Here is a 17,988-nt window from a genome sequence, read left to right on the forward strand (position 1 = left end):
ATGGCGCACCCTACGGGTCGTGCGCACGGGTCAAGGTAGGGTGCGCCGCGCGCACCACGGCCTATCCAGCCCGTAGGGCGGGTGCAACCCGCGTGGCGGCCGAATGGCTCAGAAGTCCTTGCGCAGCTGCACGCCGAAGTAGCGCTGGTCGTCGCGCGGCACCGCGCGGTAGATATAGCTGCCGCCGCTGGCCAGGGCCTGGGCGTAGGACTTGTCGGCGAGGTTCTTGCCCAGCAGGGCCACGCGCCAGCCGGCGTTGTAGTCGGCCAGGGCGACGCTGGCGTTCCAGATGCCGTAGGCGCCCTGCACCGTGTCCGGGTTCTGGTCGAGGCTGAACTGCACCTCGTCCTGCCAGCTGTAGTCGGTGCTCAGTTCCACATCCAGGCCGTTGTCCAGCGGGATGCTGTAGTCGGCGCGCACGTAGCTCTTCCAGTCCGGGGTGAACGGCAGGCGGCCGCCGTCGATGTCGCAGGTGGCCGCCGCGCCCGCCGGGCAGTTGAAGTGGTCGACCCGCGCCTGGGTGTAAGCCAGCGCCGCCGACAGCTTGAGCTGGCGGGTGGCCTGCAGGCTGGCGTCCAGCTCCACGCCCTGGGTCTTGACGCTGCCGGCGTTGATCAGGCGCGTTACTACCTGGTTGGCCACGGTGTCGAAGAAGTTGGCCTGGTAGTCGTCGTAGTCGGTGTGGAACACGGCCAGGTTGGCGGTCAGGCGGTTGTTCCAGGCCGTGCTCTTGAGACCCACCTCGTAGGAGTCGGAGGTCTCCGGCTTGAGCGCGCCGGTGTCGCGCGGCTGCATGTTGAAGAAGGTGTTGTAGGCCGGGCCCTTGTAGCCGCGCGAGTAGGTGACGTAGCCGGTGAGGTTGTCGGTGAAGTCGTACTGCAGGCCGGCACGACCGCTGAAGCCGTCCTCGTCCACCGAACCTTCGCTGCGGGTGGAGGGCTGGATGCCGGTGACCGGTGTGGCCGAGGTGGACACCCGGCGGTGGTCGTATTCCAGGTCGTCATGGGTCCAGCGCAGGCCGAGCAGGGCGCGGAAGTCGTCGGTGAAGTTGAAGGTGTTCTCGCCGAACAGGGCCACGCTCTCGTTGGTTACGCGGTAGTCGGCGCGGCCGTGGTTGAGCACGCCGCCGTTGGTCGACCAGCGCTGGTAGGCCTCGTCGGAGCGGCCGTGGAAGTAGTAGGCGCCGAGCACGTATTCGTTGAAGCCGCCCTTGGGCGAGGTCAGGCGGAACTCCTGGGAATACTGGTCGAAGTCCACCTCGCCCTTGTCGTGGGAGGCGGTCAGCGGCAGCTGGGCGCTGCGGTCGCCGTCCTGGTACTGGGTGTTGTCCCAGCCGCGCCAGGCGGTGATCGAGGTCAGGGTGAAGTCGCCCAGCTGCCAGTCGGCCTGGCCGGACAGGCCGGTGTTGCTGTCCTCGACCCGGGTCTTGAAGTCGGCGTTGATCTCGCGGTTGTGCCCGCTCACCGACACCGGGCGCAGCACGCCGGCGAAGGCGGAGTTGGCCGAGGTGATCACGCCGCTGGGCAGGCTGTCCTCGCCGTCCATGTAGTCGCCGATCAGGGTGAAGCTGAAGTCCTCGCGCGGCTCGAACACCAGCTTGCCGCGCACGCCCTTGCGCTCGTAGCCGTTGACGTCGTGGCCGTTGTGAACGTTCTCCACGTTGCCGTCGTAGCTGCCCCACAGAGTGCTCAGCGAGCCCTTGAGACTGTCGTTCAGGCGCCCGCCGAGGCCGAAGCGCAGGCGATTCTCGTTGCCGCCGCCGAAGTGCGAGTAGTCGATGTAGCCGCCGGTTTCTTCCGGCGCGTCCTTGCTGACCACGTTGAGCACGCCGGCCGAGGCGTTCTTGCCGAACAGGGTGCCCTGCGGGCCGCGCAGCACCTCGATGCGCTGCAGGTCGAGCACGTCCAGGGTGGACTGGCCGGGGCGGCCGAACACCACGCCGTCGACCACAGTGGCCACGGTCGGCTCGACGCCCGGCGAGGTGGAGATGGTGCCCACGCCGCGGATGAACAGCGAGGTGTCCTTGTTCGAGGCGCCGGCCCGGTAGTTGAGGGTCGGCACTTCCTGGACGATGGCGGCGACGTTGTTGCGGTTGCCGCGTTCGAGCTGCTCGCCGTCGACCACCGAGACGGCCACCGGCACTTCCTGCAGCGAGGCTTCGCGGCGGGTGGCGGTGACGGTCACGGTGCCGAGGGCAGTGGCCTGTTCGGCGCCGTCGCGGGCGACCTGCTCGGCCCAGGCGGCCTGGCCCAGGGTGGTGAGGAGAACGGCCGCGGCCAGCGGGCTGCGGGTGAATTGGCGAGTGGATCGATTGCTGTGCATGTGCTGCCCCGAGATGACCAGACGGTGTTGGTTCAGGGTTGTCGGTGTCTGGTCTCGCTCGTGCGAGTGGCAGCGTGGTGCGCGCAACCCATTATTTGTTAGCGCTAACATCACCAGTATCGGAGAGCGCCTAATAGAGCGTCAAATAATTAAAAATTACTTTTATATTCCAGTATCACCGTAGGGTGCGCCGCGCGCACCGTGCAGCCGTCGCCAGGTCCATCGGTGCGCACGGCGCACCCTACCCGTCTTTCCACAAGCCTTTGTTAGCGCTAACAGATGCAGTATGGTGGACCCTTTTCGGTTCCGGGACCTCATCTTGAGCAGCAGCAAGGACTCCCCGCGCAAGCGCCGTGGCGCCGGGCGCGTCACCCTCAGCCAGGTGGCCGAGCGGGCCGGCGTCTCGGCGATCAGCGTGTCGCGCTTCTTCAACCAGCCGGAGCAGGTGTCGGGCGAGCTGCGCGAACGCATCCAGGCAGCGGTGACCGACCTCGGCTACGTGCCCAACCTGGTGGCCGGCGGCCTGGCCTCGGCGCGCGGGCGGATCGTCGGCATGGTCATCCCGAACATCTCCGGGCCGATCTTCGCCGCCACCATCCAGGGCTTCAGCGACACCCTGGCGAAGCACGGCTACCAGTTGCTGCTGGCCTCCAGCTACTTCTCCGAGGAACAGGAGGAGAGCGCCGTGCGCGCCTTCCTCGGCTGGTCGCCGGCGGCGCTGGTGGTCACCAGCCACTTCCACAGCCCCGGCACCGAGAAGCTGCTGGCCGAGGCCGACGTGCCGGTGGTGGAGATCTGGGACTACCGCCCCGAGCGCGCGCCGCTGCAGGTCGGCTTCCTCCACTACGAGGTCGGCGTGACCGCCACCCGCCACCTGCTGCAGCGGGGCTACACCCGCATCGCCTTCGTGCAGAACAGCGCGGCCGGCGACCTCAGCGCCCTGGAACGCCGCGACGGCTACGTCGACACCCTGCGCGCCGCCGGCATCGAGCCCTGGGTGTTCGTGCCCTCGGCCGACGCCGCGCCGTTCGAGGCCGGCAAGCAGGCGATGGACGCCCTGATGAAGCGCAGCCCGCGGCCGGACGCCATCGTCTTCGCCAACGACAACCTGGCCGCCGGCGGCCTGCTCGCCGGCCAGCGCGCCGGTCTGCGGATTCCCGATGACTGCGCGGTGATCGGCTTCGGCGACTATCCCTTCGCCGAGATGCTGCTGCCCAGCCTGACCACCGTGCGCCCGCCGGCCCGGGAGATCGGCGAGATCGCCGCGCTGCGGGTGCTGCAGAGCCTCGGCGTGGTGGAGACGGACGGCGAGCCCGAGCGGCTGAACCTGCTGCAGTGCCGGTTGATCGTGCGGGAAAGCGCCTAGCACCAGCCTTACGACGGGATGGACGGTGACTCGGCCCGGGCCGAATAGGGCATAATCGCCGCCTTCCTGCCTGCCCTGCCCCCGCGCCTTCGATCTCGATCATCGGCGCGGCGGCGTCGTTTTCCGGATGATCCATGCACCCCAGTACCCTGCTCTCCCTGCCCCTGCTGGCCCTCGCCCTCGGCGGTTTCGTCGTCGGCAGCAGCGAATTCATCATCATGGGCCTGCTGCCCGAGGTGGCCGCCGACCTGGGCGTGAGCCTGGCCGACGCCGGCCTGCTGGTCAGCGCCTACGCCATGGGCGTGGTGATCGGCGCGCCGCTGCTCGGCCCGCTGCTGGGCCGCCTGCCGCGCCGGCAGGCGCTGTTCTGGCTGATGGGCACCTACGCCCTGGGCAACCTCGGCTGCGCCCTGGCGCCGGACTACCACTGGCTGCTGGCAATGCGCATGCTCACCGCCTTCAGCCACGCCGGCTTCTTCGGCTGCGCCACCCTGCTGGCCGCCGAGCTGGCGCCGCTGCACCGCCGCGCCTCGGCCATGGCCCTGGTGCTGAGCGGGCTGACCATCGCCAACGTGCTCGGCGTGCCGCTGGGCGCCTGGCTGGGCCAGGCCACCAGCTGGCGGGTGACCTTCGCCGTGGTCGCCGGCATCGGCCTGCTCGCGCTGCTCGCCCAGGCCCTGTGGCTGCCCAGAGTGGCGCCGCCCATGCACGGCACCCACGGCGCCTGGGCCGGCATCCTGCGCCGGCCGGTGCTGCACGCGCTGCTGGTGTGCAGCCTGTCGTCGGTGGCGCTGTTCAGCGTGTTCACCTACATCGCCCCGCTGCTGCGCGACATCAGCGGCTTCAGCCCGTCGCAGAGCAACGGCGCGCTGCTGCTGTTCGGCGTCGGCCTGACCCTCGGCAACCTGCTCGGCGGCCGCCTGGCCGACCGCGGCGTGCGCCACGCCATTCCGCTGGCCCTGGGCAGCGGCCTGCTGTGCATGCTGGCGTACTACGCCTTCGGTGCCTCGCAGGTGCTGACCCTGGCGCTGCTGTTCGCCTGGGGGGTGGCCAGCTTCGCGGTGTCCTCGCCGCTGCAGCTGCTGCTGGTGGAACAGGCCGGCGAGTCGGCCAGCCTGGCCGCCACCCTCAGCCACGCCGCCTTCAACCTGGGCAACGCCAGCGGCGCCTTCCTCGGCGGCGTCTGGCTCAGCGCCCACTATGGCCTGGCCGAGCTGCCGCTGTTCGGCGCCGCGCTGCTGGCCGTGGCGGCGCTGGTGGCGTTGCCGCTGCCGCGCCTGCTCGCCACCCGCGAGCGGCTCACGCCGCATTGAGTCAGGCGGGCGGTCAGCGCTTCACGCAGACGAACAGCGCATTCCCGGCAGTGCCGTCCCAGGGCGTGATCCGCTCATAGTCGTGGGCGAACACATGCACCTCGAAATGCGGCTGCAACAGCCGTTGCAGCTCGGCGAAGTCCAGCGCGACCATGGCGTGCTCGTCCTGCCAGGCCTGGGTCACGCCGGCCGTGGTCTTCTCGATGCTCAGGCGTAGCGCCTGGCGGTCGCCCTCGCCGCCGTAATACCAGCCGGAGCCGAAGGCGAACCGGCTGCCCTCGTGCTCCACGCTGTGGCGCACGAACGAGCGGTTGTCGATCTGCCCCTTGTCCACGGCGTTGAAGCAGAACACCCCTCCTTCGGCGAGCGCGGCATGCACGCTGGCCAGGCATTGCCGCAACTGCTCCAGGCCGGCGTTGTAGTGGATGGAGTAGAGGAAGCAGGTGACCAGGTCCAGCGGCGCGTCCACGGTGAAGTCGGCCATGTCCTGCACGCTGAACCGCGCCTCGGGGCAGCGCTGCCGGGCGAGGTCCAGCATCGGCGGGTTGATGTCCAGGCCGGCGCAGCGGTAGCCGAAGTCGAGGAAATGGCGCACGTGCGGGCCGGTGCCGCAGGCGAGGTCCAGATGCTCGCGCCCCTGGTTGCCGAACAGCTGGTGCAGCCGGCGTACGCTGTGGCTCTGGGCCTGGTAGTCGATGTCGGCGCACATCAGGTCGTAGTAGGCGGACAGGTCGGTGTACAGCGCGTTGGTAGACATAGGCGGCCAGCGGCGGAGGTTTCGGCGCGGCATGGTACCTCAGTCCTGTCCGCTCACCGCCGCAAACGGACGAGCCGCCCCGCCTTGCCCCCGGGCAACGCCGCCCGCGTCAGCTGTTCACGCTGCGCGGCAGGCTCTCCAGCAGGCCGATCTTCTCCAGCCGCGCGCGCACGATGTTGCGGCTGATGCCCAGCAGGCGCGAGGTCTGCAGTTGGTTGCCGTGGCAGAAACGGTAGGCGGTGCGGAACAGGGTCTCCTCGATGTGCTCGTAGAGCTCCGGCAGGTTGCGCTCGTAGAGGGCCTCCAGCGCCGCCTCCAGGGTGATGTCCGCCGCGGCCGCCACCGGCCCGGGCAGTTCCGCGCGGCCGAGGCTGGAGCGGACGTCGACCAGTTGCAGGTCACCGGGCTGCACCAGCTGGTTGCGGCACACCAGCAGGGCGTGGTGGATGGCGTTCTCCAGTTCGCGGATGTTGCCCGGCCAGTTGTGCCCGAGCAGCTTGCGCTCGGCCTCCTGGCTCAGCGTGGCGGACTGGTAGCCGAGCCGCTGGCAATGTTCCTTGAGGAAGAATTCGGCCAGCGGCAGGATGTCCCCCGGCCGCTCGCGCAGCGGCGGCAGGCGGATGGTCGCCACGTGCAGGCGGTAGAACAGGTCCTCGCGGAAGTGGCCGGCCACCACCGCATCGGCCAGGTTGACGTTGGTCGCCGCCACCAGGCGCACGTCGATCGGCACCGGGGTGCGCGAACCCAGGCGCACCACCTCGCGCTCCTGCAGCACGCGCAGCAGCTTGACCTGCATGTTCAGCGGCAGGTCGCCGATCTCGTCGAGGAACAGGGTGCCGCCGTTGGCCGCCTCGAACCAGCCGGCCTTGCTGGTGGCCGCGCCGGTGAAGGCGCCCTTCTCATGGCCGAACAGCTCGCTCTCCACCAGGCTCTCCGGGAAGGCGCCGCAGTTCACCGCCACGAACGGCGACTTGCCGCGCCGGCTGAGGTGGTGGATATGCCGCGCCACCAACTCCTTGCCGGTGCCGGTCTCGCCGATGATCAGCGCGTTGGCTTCGCTCGGTGCCAGCCGCTCGATGCGGCTCAGCAGTTCCTGCGAGCGAGGGTCCTTGAACACCAAGACGGTGGCACGCACCGACTTGGTCAGTTCACGGGCCTGGGGATGGGTAAGCAGTGACATGTCGGCGAGTCCGTTGGAAGCCAGGTGCGCCGATAGTGCATGAATCTCTTATATATAAAAAATCATCAATATTCATTTAGTTATTCCTATTAGAGATAAATGAAAAGCTGCTTCCCCAGCAGCAATCCACCAGCAGCCATTGCTGGCCTGGCAGTAACCGACCGAGGCTGGCCGCGCCCATCGAATTTAAAATTTCCTTTCCAACTCAATGACTTGAAAAATATCAACACTGGATCAGCAGCCCGGTACGGTTGTTGCGATAGAGCCAGGGCGGCCCCACTCACGGCGGCCGCCCAACACGACATCGCATCGCGTCGCCGCCCTTCGGCGACGGGACCAAAAGCAAGACTGGGGGCTCCATGTTCAGAAGTACCGCTCTATCCACCGCCATCGCCTTGGCCCTGGGGGGCCTCGCCGGCTCCTACCTGGCGACGGCGCAGGCCGCCGAGACGCAGCCCGCCGGCACGGACGCCGACGCCGACGCCGCCGTCGAGGCGACGACCAGCACGCCGACCCTGGCCAAGGTGACGGTGACCGCGCAGAAGCGCGAGGAGACCGTGCAGGAAGTCCCCAGCTCGATCTCCGTGCTCGGCGGCGACAAGGTGCGCGACGCCTCGCTGCAGTCGGCCAACGAGATCACCCGCTTCATCCCCAACGCCTCGGCCGGCACCACCGAAGGCCACGGCCGGCCGCGCTGGTGGATCCGCGGCCTCGGCAGCGGCGACCAGAACGCCAACACCGTGAGCCCGGTGGGCATCTACGTCGACGACGTCTACATCGCCAACATCAGCGCCAGCGGCTTCCCCCTGTTCGACCAGGAGCGGGTGGAAGTGCTGCGCGGCCCGCAGGGCACCCTGTGGGGCAAGAACACCACCGCAGGCGCGATCAACTTCATCTCGCGCAAGCCGACCTTCGACCGCTCCGGCTACTTCAAGGTCGGCCTCGGCGACTACGCCGACCGCGTGGTGGAAGGCGCGATCAGCGACGCGCTGGTCGACGACCGCCTGGCCGCGCGCCTGTCGCTGCGCCACCAGGGCCGCGACGGCTATAACGAGAACCTCAATGACAACGACGACCAAGGCGCCCTGGAAGACGACGCCGTGCGCCTGCAGTTCCTCGCGCGGATCAACGACGACCTGGAGGCCAACCTCAACCTCCACGCCCGCCACTACCACGACACCGGCGGCTACAGCACCGTCAGCTACGGCCTGCGCCCGGACGGCACCAACCAGTTCGGCTACGCCATCGACCCGAAGAAGGGCAAGGTCAACTACAACGCCAAGTACGACGCCGACATCGACCAGGCTGGCGCCAACCTCAACCTCACCTGGCAGCTCGGCGACCTGTCGCTGACCTCGATCACCGCCTTCGAACACTTCCAGCGCGAGGGCGTGACCGACAGCGACAACACCCCGCTGGACCTACAGCGCAGCTACAGCGACGTGGACAGCAAGCAGTGGTCGCAGGAACTGCGCCTGGCCTCGCCACGCGAGGACCGCCTGAACTGGGTGATCGGCTTCCACTACTTTGACGAGGACCTCAACTCGGAAAGCGCCGCCGCCGCGCTGACCAATCCCTACATCCCGCGCGCCTACAACAACAGCAAATACAACCAGGGCACCGAGAGCTACGCCCTGTTCGGCAGCACCACCTACCGCTTCACCGACGACTTCAGCCTCACCGCCGGCCTGCGCTGGACCCGCGAGACCAAGGACATCGACCTGCGCCGCCTGCAGAACCAGGGCCAGGCCGGCTTCGCCGGCGGCGACTGGTGGCAGGTCGGCAACGTCACCACCCCGCTGCTGGTCAACGCCGTGCAGGACGAGAGCAACACCTGGAGCGACTGGACCTACGACCTGACGCCCGAGTACCGCCTCTCCGACAACGCACGGGTCTACTTCCGCTACGCCTACGGCTTCCGCTCCGGCGGCTACAACACCAGCGCGGTCAACCAGGCCACCGTCGCCACCGTGGACCCGGAATACCTGACCAGCTACGAGCTGGGCCTCAAGTCGGAATGGTTCGACGGCCGCCTCAACGCCAACGCCGCGCTGTTCTACTACGACTACGAGGACATCCAGCTCAACATCGTCACCGCGGTCAACAACCAGACCGTCTCGCGCCTGGCCAACGGCGCCCAGGGCGAGGCCTACGGCGCCGAGTTCGAGCTGGAGGCGATCCCGCTGGACAACCTGCACCTGAACTTCGCCCTCGGCCTGCTGCACACCGAGTTCACCGACTACACCTCGGGCAACGACGACTTCTCCGGCAACAAGTTCGTCCGCGCGCCCAGCGTCTCGGCGGTGATCGGCGCCGACTACCGCATCCCGCTGAACGTCGGCGGCGCGATCATCCTCGCCACCGACTGGAACACCCGCAGCCGCCAGTACTTCTTCTCCAACGACCAGGGCCAGAACATGCGCAGCGGCGGCTACACCCTGGGCAACGCCAGCGTCACCTACGAGCTGCCGGACGAGACCACTCGCGTCACCGCCTACGTCAACAACCTGACCGACAAGGAATACCGCAACCACACCCTGCCGGGCGGCTTCCAGACCGCCGCGGTGATGTTCGGCGACCCACGCACCGTGGGCGTCTCCCTCACCACCGACTTCTGATCCGCCCGCCCGCGTCCCCCCAGGGCGCGGGCCCTCGCGAGGACCTCGCCATGCAAGCATCTCCCCTCACCCGCCTGCTGCGCCGCCTGGCGCTGCTGCCGGCCGCGCTGCTCGCCGCCCAGGCGGGCGCCGCCGACGCGCCGCAGAGCGTGCGCATCGCCACCGTGGCCTACGCCAACGCCGGCCAGATCACCTTCAACGGCCCAGCCTACGTGATGGACCGCGACAAGTGGCTGGAGCAGGAACTGGCCAAGCGCGGCGTCAAGCTCGAATGGGTGCCGGCGGCCACCGCCTCGGTCGGCACCTTCGTCAATGAGGAGTTCGCCAACCGGCGCATCGACTTCGCCTTCTACGGCGACCTGCCCTCGATCATCGCCAACGCCTCGGGCATCCCGACCCGGCTGATCGCCCCGGGCGGCAGCGGCAACAACGTCTACCTGGTGGTGCCGCCGGGCTCCGCCGCGACCTCCATCGCCGACCTCAAGGGCAAGCGCGTCGCCCTGCACCGGGGCCGGCCCTGGGAGCTGTCGTTCGCCAAGCTGCTCGAAGCCAACCAGCTCGACTTCGGCGACTTCCGCATCTTCAACCTCAACCCCCAGGCCGGCGGTGCGGCGCTCAGCGCGGGCCGGGTGGACGGCTTCTTCACCCTCAGCGACGCCTTCCTGCTGGAAGACAAGAAGGTCGGCAAGATCATCTGGTCGAGCAAGCAGGCCCCGCGCGACTGGAAGATGCGCGCCGAACTGTGGGGCGCCAGCGACTTCGTCGCCGAACAGCCGGAGCTGACCCAACTGGTGGTCAACGCCTACCTCAAGGCGGCCCACTGGACCTCCCAGGAAGAGAACAAGGACACCTACCAGGGCTACCTGTCGAAATCCGGCCAGCCGCTCAGCGTGCTGCAGCGTGAGGTCGAGGGCGAGTCCTGGCCGCAGCACTTCACCCCGCTGTACGACCAGGCGCTGAAACAGCACTACGCCGACGCCATCGCCTACAGCCGCAAGGCCAAGCTGATCCGCAGCGATGTCGACGTGAACGCGCTGATCGAGCCGAAGTTCGTCGAGCAGGGGTTGAAGGACTTGCAGCTGGAACACTACTGGCAGGACGCCCCGGAGACGGTGGCGCGGCAGCCCTGAGTGGGTGGAATCGTGAGGGGCTGCGGCCCCTCTGTAGGGTGCGCCGTGCGCACCAGTGGTGCCGACAATTCCGACGTTCCGTTCGAATGAAAGCAGCGCTTTCACCCGACTACAGCCTGGTTTTTTGTGGGAGCGAGCTTGCTCGCGAAACCAGGCCCGCAAAAAAGCTTCGCGAGCAGAGCTCGCTCCTACAGGTTTCCGCGTGGCTGGTAGCCCGGAATGAAATCCGGGGATGTAGTTTCCAGCCGATTGCCGAGCGTACTGACGCTTCTGGTTTCGCCCTCCCGGGCGACTCACTTTGACTCGCTGCGCTTCGCTCCGGGTTCCCTCCCTCCGGTGTCGCTCCGGGGCCGGCGTGCAAAGGCCATCCATGGCCCTTCAAGCGGGGACGCCCAGTCCTTTCACCGCATCCCTGTAGCTCATCCCCCTGCGCAACACCTCCACTCGGCCTCCTGACGGGTACTCCGGCTCCGAGCTGCCTAATATTTTTTCAGGCGCTTTCGCGCATTCGGGTGGTTTTCGTAGCCCGGATGCAATCCGGGGAAACGGGGCTTCGATCCCGGATTTCATCCGGGCTACAGATGTGCGGAAACCTGTAGGAGCGAGCTCTGCTCGCGAAGCTTTTTGCGGGCCTGGTTCGCGAGCAAGCTCGCTCCTACACAAAGCCTTGCGCCAGGTGTGCGATCCGCAGGAAAAGTGAGTCGCGCCCGGGTGAGCGAAACCAGGGGCGGTAATCGGCCTGGCATCGGCGCCTCGGTGCGCACGGCGCACCCTACGCGCAGCATATTGGCTCCACCAAAGAGACCACAAAAAGAAGCCCTCTCACGAGGGCTCCTTCGCACCACATCACCCCCATCAGAAGTTGTACGTCGCCTGCACCCCATAGGTCCTCGGCGCAACATAGCCGGTCGGGTACACCCCACGCTGGTTGACGATCTGCGACAGCACCTTGTTCGACTGATCGGTGACGTTCCTCACGAACGCGGTCAGCTGCAGCTTGCTGTCCGGGGTGAAATAGCTCACCCGCGCGTTGCCGTTCCAGTACGACGGCGTCTCCTGCACCGGATCACCCTGCACCGTGGCGTTGTGGTAGATGTGGCTGCGGTACGACCAGTCGGTGCCGACCAGCAGCGAGCCCACGTCGCCCAGGCGGATGCGGTAGTCGGTGTCCAGGCGGAACGAGGTCTCCGGTGTGCGGTAGAACTGGTTGCCGCTGGCGTCCAGGGTGGTCGGCCCGACGGTGTAGACGAAGTCGGTGTACTCGCTCTTGAGCAGGCCGAGGCTCGCCGCCACACGCCAGTTCTCCAGGGGCAGGGCCTGCACTTCCAGCTCCACGCCCTTGACGTTGCCGTCCGAGGAGCCGGCGGTGCTGGTGATGGTGGTGCCCGGCACCTGCTGCTGGATGTTCAGCTGCAGGTCCTTGATGTCGTAGTAGAAGGCCGACAGGTTGGCGGTCAGGCGGCCGTCGAGCCAGCTGGTCTTCAGGCCGACCTCGTAGTCGATCAGCGTCTCCGGGTCGGTCTCGATGATGTCGTTGCGGACGATCGACTGGTTGAAGCCGCCGGAGCGGAAGCCGGTGGCGATGCGCACGTAGCCGAGGATGTCGTCGGTGAAGCGGTACTCCGGGGTGATGTCCCAGGTGGTCTTGGTCCAGCTCGCGTCCTTGCTCAGTTCCAGCGGCGGCACCACGCCCGAACCACTGATCGCGCCGAAGCCGCCCGGGCCGATGATGACGATGTCCTGGTTGGTGGCGGTGTCGGTGGCGGTCAGGGTGGTTTCGGTGATGTCCTTCGACTCCCAGGTCTGGCGCAGGCCGAAGGTGACCGAGGCGCGGTCGGTGAAGCGATATTTCAGGTTGCCGAACAGCGCCCAGCTGGTGGCGTCCTGGTCCCAGGAGGTGATGCCGTACTGCTCCGGCGTGGTGCCGGCGCGGTAGCGCAGGGTGTGGGTCTCCGAGTCGGCCTGCAGGTTGTAGTAGTAGCCGCCGAGGATCCAGCTCAGGGCGCGGTCGGTCGGCGAGGCCAGACGGATTTCCTGGGTGAACTGGTCGGACGAGGTGGTGCCGCGCGAGGCGGTGCGGTCCAGGGTGGTGCCCGGCAGGATCAGCGGGTTGAGCCAGGTGTCGCCGTCGCCGGTGTTGACCCCGGTGATCGAGGTCAGGGTGTTCTCGCCGAGGTACCAGTTCAGCTTGAGGGTGGCGCCGTACCAGGTGTTCGAGCCATTGGCCAGGGTGCTGAAGAAGTCGCTCTTGTTGTCCGGGTCGTCGCCGTAGGGCGGGAAGTAGGTGCTGCCGCCCTGGTTGATGCCGCCACCGGGGTTCGGCGTGGTGACGTTGTTGGTGCTGGTGGCGCCGACGATGTAGTTCGGCGAGTTGCCGATGTTGAGCTTGCGCAGGTTGAGGATGAGCAGCGCGTCGAGGTCGTCGGTGAGGTTGCCGAGCAGCTGGAAGCGGCCGTTGAAGTCCTCGAAGCGCGGGCCGTTGTTGCCGGTGACGACGTTCTCCGCCCAGCCCTCGCCCTTCTCGTAGTAGATCGCCGCGCGGCCGGCCAGCTTGTCCGGCAGCAGCTCGCCGCCGATCGCCGCCTCGCTCAGCCGGCTGCCGTAGTTGCCGATGCCGGCCTTGGCGTAGCCGCTGGTGTCGAAGGTCGGCTTGCGCGAGACGAAGTGGATCGCGCCACCGGTGTTGTTCTTGCCCCACAGGGTGCCCTGCGGGCCACGCAGCACCTCGACCCGGTCCAGGTCGAACAGCGGGAAGCTCTGGTCACCCTGCAGGCCGACCACCACCTCGTCGACGTAGATCGCCAGCGGGCCTTCCTGGTTGGCGTTCGGGTCGTTGGTGCCGATGCCGCGCAGGAACCAGCGCGGCTTGCCGGAACGGCCGCCGGTGTTGCCGCTGGACTGGCCGGAGAGGTTCGGCGCCAGGCGCTCGATGTCCGCCGAGGTGGTGATGTTCTTGTCGCGGATGGCATCGCCGGTGACGGCCGTGATCGGGATCGGCACGTCCTGGATCTTCTCCGCGCGCTTGGAGGCGGTGACCACCACGGTTTCCAGCTGGCCCTCCTTCTCGCCTTCGGCGCGCGGGGCGTTGGCGTCCGGCTCGGCGGCCCAGGCCGCGCCCGCCATCAGGCCGGCGGCGAGGCCGCCGAGGCAGACCCGGGAAATCGCCACGGCCAACGGAGTGATCGGTGATACGGAAAAAGAAGCACGCTGCAACATCGTTAGTTCCTTTTATAGGAGGCCAGATCTCTGCGCGAAGTGGTACGCGAAGTTCGGCCAGCGCAGCGCAACAACTATGCCACCCCATTCAAAACATAATTAATTCAAGGAACTAAGGCGCAACTTGCCACTCAACTTATCTGCCTTCAAAACAGCAATTTGCTGGAACAAGAGCAATCGGTTGCTGGGCGATGGTTTCCCTGGCAACACATGCCCTGCGCGCCGCCCCAAAGCGGGCCAGGCGCGCACTGCTGGATAATCAGCAAGTCGCCAGCAAAGCTGCTTCCCTGCCAGCAGAAAACAACTCTCCGACAACTTCGCAAGTTTTCCAGGACAACTTGCAAACCGCTGCAATATCAATGACCTCGCCTGCTCCAAGGCAACTTTCATCAACTTTTAAAGTTGCTGGCACGGAAGCTGCTCAAGCCCCCGGACCGAACCGTCCACCCAACCCGAGGGGTCACCTCATGTCCACGCCGGCACAACCCGTAGAGCTCTGGTACACCCGTTGCGGCGCCGCCACCGCCTCCGCCCTGGCGATCCGCAAGCACTGGCTGCAGGAAGAATTCGCCCAGCCCGGCACCGTGCTGCATTCGCTGCGCGATTCCGACAGCCTGGAAGTGCGCAACTCGCACTACCACCACGGCCAGAGCGGCATGTTCCGCGAAGGCGGCAACATCCCGCCGATCTGGGCCAAGGGCTCCGGCCAGGACACCGTGGTGCTCGGCATCACCTGGCTGGACGAGTACCAGGGCATCCTGGTGCGCGCCGACAGCGCCATCCACGACCTCGCCGACCTCCAGGGCAAGCGCCTGGGCATCCCGCGCCACCAGGGCGCGCTGATCGACTTCCAGCGCGGCGCCGCCCAGCACGGCTTCGCCACCGCCCTGTCGCTGGTCGGCCTGAGCCCGACCGACGCCACCTTTGTGGACCTCGACGCGCCTAGCTACGACCGTGTGGACGGCCCCCGTATGGACGGCCCCCGCGAGGTGCCTGCCGAGCGCCCGGACGTGGCCCTGGAAGCGCTGGAGCGCGGCGAGGTGGACGCCATCTTCATCCGCTTCGCCCGTGGCTACCGCGTCGCCCAGCAACCGCACCTGCGCCAGCTGGTCAACCTCAACGACCTGTCCGACCCGCTGCTGCGCGTGGGCAACGGCACGCCGCGGCCGATCACCGTCGACCGCGCCTTCCTCGACCGCCATCCGGAAGTGGTGGTGCGCTACCTCGCCGTGTTGCTGCGCACCGCCGAGTGGGCAGCGCGCAACCGCAACGAGGTGGCCGAACTGCTGCTGCCGGAGAGCCGCGGCGGCTCGCCCGCCGACGTGTTCGCCGCACACGGCGCCGACGTGCACCTGTCGTTCACCCCCAAGCTGACCCCGACCTACATCGAGGGCCTGACCGTGCAGAAGAACTTCCTGCGCGACTGGGGCTACCTCAAGCACGACTTCGACGTGAACGACTGGGTCGTCCACCAACCGCTCGAACAGGCCCGCCGGCTCGTCGAGCAGCAGCGCGCCCAAGCCGCCGCGGCCTGAACGCCTTCCCTTTGGCCATGTCCCCGTTACCTGTTGTTGCACCGATCCTGCTTTGTGGGAGCGGCTGGGCGGCATTCCGATTGGCCGCGAATTTCGCGGATAAATCCGCTAGCAACATTGAACGGGGACATGGCCTTCCACTTCCCCAGGAGCATTTCCCATGACCGACCTCACCCTCGACGCCGACCTGGTCGCCTACGTCGACCAGGCCCGTGCCGACGCCGTCCACGCCTTCGAGACGCTGCGTGCCAACGGCACCCTGTCCGCCAGCCTGACCTTCCACATCAGCCACCGCATCCCCGGTACCGACCACCTGCTGGCGATCCGCTTCCCCGGCGGCCTGGCCCGCGACCAGTCGCCGAAGGTCAGCCTGTCCTCGTTCGCCGAGAACAGCGGCTCGATCCTCAACGAGTCGCGCCTGGAGGCGGACACTGCCATCCACGTGCACACCGCCTGGCTGTCGGCCTGGTCGCTGGCGCACAAGGACTTCCCGATCCTCTACGTGGCCGCCGCCCGCCACCTGCTGGCGCGCACCATCCCCAACCACCTGGAGCGCACCCGCAGCGTGCTCGAAGTGATCCGCGAGCGCCTCGACACCCACCCCGAACTGGCCCCGCCGCCGGCCCTGCTGGAATCCAACGGCGGCGCCAACTTCTGGGGCAAGGGCATCCTCAAGACCGCCGAGACCATCCTCTTCGTCGAGGAAGCGGCGCGCTTCCAGGCCATCGCCGAGCAGATCGGCGGCGCCCAGGTGTACACCCCCGGCGCGCTGGAGCTGCAGTGGAAGCGCACCGGCCTGCTGGAAAAGGCCAAGCACTACGAGGGCTGAAGCCTTCCCCGGGCGGCGGCCGCCGTGGCCGCCGCCGTCACCTGACGAGGACACCCACCCGTGAGCGCACGACAACGCCAGCTGGTGCTGAACATCTTTCTCCACCGCTTCGGCCACCATCCCGAGGCGTGGCGCCATCCCAGCTCCACCGACGACGGCCGGCCGAACCTGCAGTGGTACATCGACGCCGCCAGGCTGGCCGAAGAGGCCAGGTTCCACACCTTCTTCATGGCCGACTTCATCGGCCGCTCCGGCGAGATCAACGCCCAGACCGGCCGCTCGGCGCCGAACTACCAGTTCGAGCCGTTCACCCTGCTCTCGGCGCTCGCCGCCGTCACCCGCCACATCGGCCTGGTGGCGACGGTCAACACCAACTTCGACCACCCCTACCACGTGGCCCGCAAGTTCGCCTCGCTGGACCACCTCTCCGGTGGCCGCGCCGGCTGGAACGTGGTGTCGTCGTTCGGCGCGCACACCGCGAAGAACTTCGGCTACGGCCACGAGCCGAGCCACGAGGAACGCTACGCGCGCGCCGCCGAATTCATCGAGCTGACCAAGCAGCTATGGGACAGCTGGGACGACGACGCCTTCGACCACCCGCGCCGCGACCAGGGCCTGTTCTACGACCCGGCTTCCTCGCACACGGTGCATCACCACGGCGAGCACTTCGACTCCGACGGCCTGCTCGACTTCCCGCGCCCCATCCAGGGCTACCCGGTGTTCGTCCAGGCCGGCAACTCCGACACCGGCCGCGAGTTCGCCGCGCGGGTCGCCGAGATGACCTACTGCTCGGCCCAGTCCCTCGATGTGGCCCAGGCCTTCTACCGCGACGTGAAGGGGCGCATGGCCAAGTACGGCCGCGCCGAGGAGCAGCTGAAGATCACCCCCGGCCTGTCGGTGGTGGTCGGCGAATCCGACCAGCAGGCCCAGGACCGCTTCGGCGAGCTGCAGGAGCTGGTCGACGTCAGCAACGTGTCGTTCGGCGGCTTCGACCTCTCCGGCTACCCGGTGGACGGCCCGCTGCCCGACCTGCCCTACCAGGAGGACGCCAACGGCAAGGGCCGCTTCCGCCAGCAGCTGGAACTGGCGCGCCGCGAGAACCTGAGCATCCGCGAACTGGTGCTGCGCTTCCGCGTTTCGCGCGGGCACCTGCAGGCCATCGGCTCGGTGAAGACCGTCGCCGACCTGATCGAACAGTGGTTCGTCGAGCGCGGCGCGGACGGCTTCAACGTGGTGCCGCCGTACCTGCCGCAGGGCTTCGAGGACTTCGCCCGCCTGGTGGTGCCCGAACTGCAGCGGCGCGGCATCTTCCGCACCGAGTACAACCCCGGCACCTACCGCGACAACCTCGGCCTCGAGCGCCCGGTCAACCCGCGCGACACCCGCAGCGCCTGAGCCGCCAATAACGGAGCGGCGCTCGCCGCTCGAAGGACTCGCCTGCCAGCACCTTGCGTGCAAACGGCAGGGAGTCCTTCAGCGCCTCATTGACCATGCAGCCGTGATCACGCCGTGGATGCAGATGCACCTACCCACGCTGCCGGCTGAGCAGGCATCCTCGGCTAACGTCCGATTAGTACACGTCTGCGACCTATGTACGCGCTCCTTTCTGACCAACTCATTTGCATTGAAACCGAGCAAGGATTGGTGTTGAGCAACTTCTGCTTTCGGCCGATTCTGTTGAAAAAGTAGCTGCTTCCCCATGCTTTCGGCAGAATTGCCCTG

11 protein-coding genes are annotated in these 17,988 nt (G+C 67.5%); 7 read left to right on the forward strand and 4 right to left on the reverse strand.

Annotation, left to right across the window (positions count from 1 at the left end):
• Positions 1 to 108: 108 nt before the first annotated feature.
• The gene (locus tag N5D30_RS14415) at positions 109 to 2,322 is read right to left on the reverse strand and encodes a TonB-dependent receptor (protein ID WP_279909578.1); all 2,214 of its coding nucleotides are present in this window, start codon (positions 2,320 to 2,322) and stop codon (positions 109 to 111) included.
• Positions 2,323 to 2,608: 286 nt separating this feature from the next.
• Here N5D30_RS14415 and N5D30_RS14420 point away from each other — a divergent pair, with 286 nt between their 5' ends.
• Positions 2,609 to 3,688: a LacI family DNA-binding transcriptional regulator gene (locus N5D30_RS14420; RefSeq protein WP_279909579.1), complete on the forward strand. Its 1,080-nt coding sequence runs from the start codon at positions 2,609 to 2,611 to the stop codon at positions 3,686 to 3,688.
• A 134-nt stretch (positions 3,689 to 3,822) separates the two neighbouring features.
• On the forward strand, positions 3,823 to 5,001 hold the full coding sequence (locus N5D30_RS14425) for an MFS transporter (RefSeq protein ID WP_279909580.1): 1,179 nt from the start codon (positions 3,823 to 3,825) through the stop codon (positions 4,999 to 5,001).
• 13 nt (positions 5,002 to 5,014) lie between these two features.
• Here N5D30_RS14425 and N5D30_RS14430 read toward each other — a convergent pair whose 3' ends face one another.
• Both N5D30_RS14430 and N5D30_RS14435 read right to left on the reverse strand, forming a co-directional pair.
• Positions 5,015 to 5,758 carry a class I SAM-dependent methyltransferase gene (locus N5D30_RS14430; RefSeq protein ID WP_279909581.1) on the reverse strand — a complete coding sequence of 248 codons (744 nt, stop codon included), beginning with the start codon at positions 5,756 to 5,758 and terminating at the stop codon, positions 5,015 to 5,017.
• A 109-nt stretch (positions 5,759 to 5,867) separates the two neighbouring features.
• The gene (locus tag N5D30_RS14435) at positions 5,868 to 6,938 is read right to left on the reverse strand and encodes a sigma-54 dependent transcriptional regulator (RefSeq protein ID WP_220815526.1); all 1,071 of its coding nucleotides are present in this window, start codon (positions 6,936 to 6,938) and stop codon (positions 5,868 to 5,870) included.
• Between the two features lie 359 nt (positions 6,939 to 7,297).
• On the opposite strand from N5D30_RS14435, the gene N5D30_RS14440 reads away from it, so the two are divergent.
• Positions 7,298 to 9,556: a TonB-dependent receptor gene (locus N5D30_RS14440; RefSeq protein ID WP_279909582.1), complete on the forward strand. Its 2,259-nt coding sequence runs from the start codon at positions 7,298 to 7,300 to the stop codon at positions 9,554 to 9,556.
• 50 nt (positions 9,557 to 9,606) lie between these two features.
• Positions 9,607 to 10,686, forward strand: coding sequence for an ABC transporter substrate-binding protein (locus N5D30_RS14445; protein ID WP_279909583.1), 1,080 nt, complete (start codon positions 9,607 to 9,609; stop codon positions 10,684 to 10,686).
• 855 nt (positions 10,687 to 11,541) lie between these two features.
• Here the strand turns inward: N5D30_RS14445 and N5D30_RS14450 are convergent.
• Complete coding sequence (locus N5D30_RS14450) at positions 11,542 to 13,902, reverse strand: TonB-dependent receptor (RefSeq protein ID WP_279909584.1); 2,361 nt, start codon at positions 13,900 to 13,902, stop codon at positions 11,542 to 11,544.
• A 467-nt stretch (positions 13,903 to 14,369) separates the two neighbouring features.
• Between N5D30_RS14450 and N5D30_RS14455 the strand changes: the two genes are divergently transcribed.
• The 3 genes from N5D30_RS14455 (at position 14,370) to N5D30_RS14465 (ending at position 17,661) form a co-directional block, all read left to right on the forward strand.
• Positions 14,370 to 15,437: an ABC transporter substrate-binding protein gene (locus N5D30_RS14455; RefSeq protein ID WP_279909585.1), complete on the forward strand. Its 1,068-nt coding sequence runs from the start codon at positions 14,370 to 14,372 to the stop codon at positions 15,435 to 15,437.
• A gap of 160 nt (positions 15,438 to 15,597) precedes the next feature.
• Positions 15,598 to 16,266 carry a class II aldolase/adducin family protein gene (locus N5D30_RS14460; RefSeq protein WP_220815576.1) on the forward strand — a complete coding sequence of 223 codons (669 nt, stop codon included), beginning with the start codon at positions 15,598 to 15,600 and terminating at the stop codon, positions 16,264 to 16,266.
• A gap of 60 nt (positions 16,267 to 16,326) precedes the next feature.
• Complete coding sequence (locus tag N5D30_RS14465; protein WP_279909586.1) at positions 16,327 to 17,661, forward strand: LLM class flavin-dependent oxidoreductase; 1,335 nt, start codon at positions 16,327 to 16,329, stop codon at positions 17,659 to 17,661.
• The last annotated feature ends 327 nt before the right edge of the window (positions 17,662 to 17,988 follow it).

The organism is Pseudomonas sp. GD03875 (genome assembly GCF_029840585.1).
Classification (GTDB): domain Bacteria; phylum Pseudomonadota; class Gammaproteobacteria; order Pseudomonadales; family Pseudomonadaceae; genus Aquipseudomonas; species Aquipseudomonas paralcaligenes.